Source organism: Bacillus sp. OTU530, assembly GCF_038440375.1.
The window spans coordinates 1-1,748 of sequence record NZ_JASATP010000113.1 but is presented as its reverse complement, the minus strand read 5'-3'; the positions used below and the strand labels follow the sequence as shown (position 1 = coordinate 1,748).

The window sequence follows — 1,748 nt, the reverse complement described above, 5'->3', positions numbered from 1 at the left end:
CGTTATGCCGATTGTAATAGCTGCACTGGTTGTTGCGGTAGCGAGTGTAGGTGATATGAAAAAGTTAGGGAAGCTCGGCGGCAAAACGCTCCTTTATTTTGAAATCGTTACCACGATTGCACTTGGGCTCGGATTACTGGCTGCAAACCTGTTTCATCCAGGTTCTGGTGTAGATATAACTCACCTGGCAAAAGGGGATATCTCAGCATACGAACAAACGGCAACCGCCACACAAAAGAATGGTTTTGCGGAAACAATCGTTCATATCGTTCCAAAAAACGTCTTTGAATCAATGGCGCAAGGCGATCTACTACCGATCATTTTCTTTTCCGTGTTATTCGGCTTAGGAGTTGCAGCGACTGGAGACAAAGGGAAGCCAGTGCTTCATTTCTTTGAAGGTGTGCTAGAAGCAATGTTTTGGGTAACAAATCAAGTGATGAAGGCTGCACCGTTTGGAGTATTCGCGCTAATTGCGGTGACAGTTGCCAAATTCGGCGTGGGTACGTTGCTTCCGCTTGGAAAGCTAATCTTAGTTGTGTATGGAACTGTAGTATTTTTTGCTGTTGTGGTGTTGGGGATAAACGCGAAATTGACAGGAACGAATATTTTCACACTTATAAAAATTTTGAAGGAAGAACTTATTCTTTCTTTTACAACTGCCAGCTCTGAGGCAGTGCTTCCGAACATTATGAAAAAGATGGAGCAATTTGGTTGTTCGAAGGCGGTTGTTTCTTTCGTTATTCCGACAGGCTACACATTCAACCTGACGGGCTCAGCGATTTATCAATCACTTGCCGCGCTGTTTGTTGCGCAAATGTACCATGTTCATATGTCACTGACAGCGCAAATCACATTATTATTTGTGCTCATGCTAACTTCCAAAGGTATGGCAGGGGTTCCAGGCGCTTCTTTCGTTGTTGTACTGGCAACACTCGGTTCTATGGGACTGCCTTTAGAGGGAGTTGCTTTAATTGCTGGTATCGACCGTATTTTAGATATGGTTCGCACCTCTGTGAACGTATTAGGAAATGCTTTGGCAGCCATTTCAATGGCGAAATGGGAGGGCGAATTTGATACAGACAAAGCACGCCATTATGTGGATTCCGTTAAAGACTCAAAGGTTGCATAAGAAATAGGAGAAGAATTCGAATGATGTTTTTCTGACTGCGCTTCACATTGCAACATTTAATAGGATATTTGTCGTTCTTACCTTATTAGTAATATTTTTCAATTAAAACACTGATTTTTTGAGTGAGTTATTAAAAAAATTAAAAAAATGATGAATATATTTTTATATATGTTATACTACTTGTAGATTTTAAGATAAGTAGTATAACATATTGAAGGGGGATTTATTAATTATGATTAATGTTGCTATTAATGGGTTTGGACGTATTGGAAGAATGGTATTTCGTCAAGCGATCAAAGAAAGCTCATTTCAGGTGGTAGCCATTAATGCGAGCTATCCGGCAGAGACGTTAGCACACCTGATTCAGTATGACACTGTACACGGGAAGTTTGACGGTACGATAGAGGTATTGCAAAATCACTTATTGGTAGATGGAAAGCTGGTTCAACTTCTGAATCAACGTAATCCGCAGGAGCTTCCTTGGAAGGAACTAGGCGTAGATGTTGTGATTGAAGCAACAGGAAAATTTAATGCAAAAGAACAAGCAAGTCTCCACCTAGAAGCAGGGGCAAAGAAGGTCATTTTAACAGCTCCTGGTAAAAATGAAGATGTTACGATT

The 1,748-nt window shown here is 40.8% G+C and carries 2 protein-coding genes; both read left to right on the top strand.

Annotation, left to right across the window (positions count from 1 at the left end):
- Nucleotides 1-1,129, top strand: a 1,129-nt coding sequence (locus AAHB12_RS31035; RefSeq protein ID WP_342048923.1) for a cation:dicarboxylate symporter family transporter, incomplete at its 5' end; no start/stop codon positions are given.
- 232 nt (nucleotides 1,130-1,361) lie between these two features.
- A partial coding sequence (locus AAHB12_RS31030) for a glyceraldehyde 3-phosphate dehydrogenase NAD-binding domain-containing protein (protein WP_342048922.1) occupies nucleotides 1,362-1,748 on the top strand: 387 nt, incomplete at its 3' end.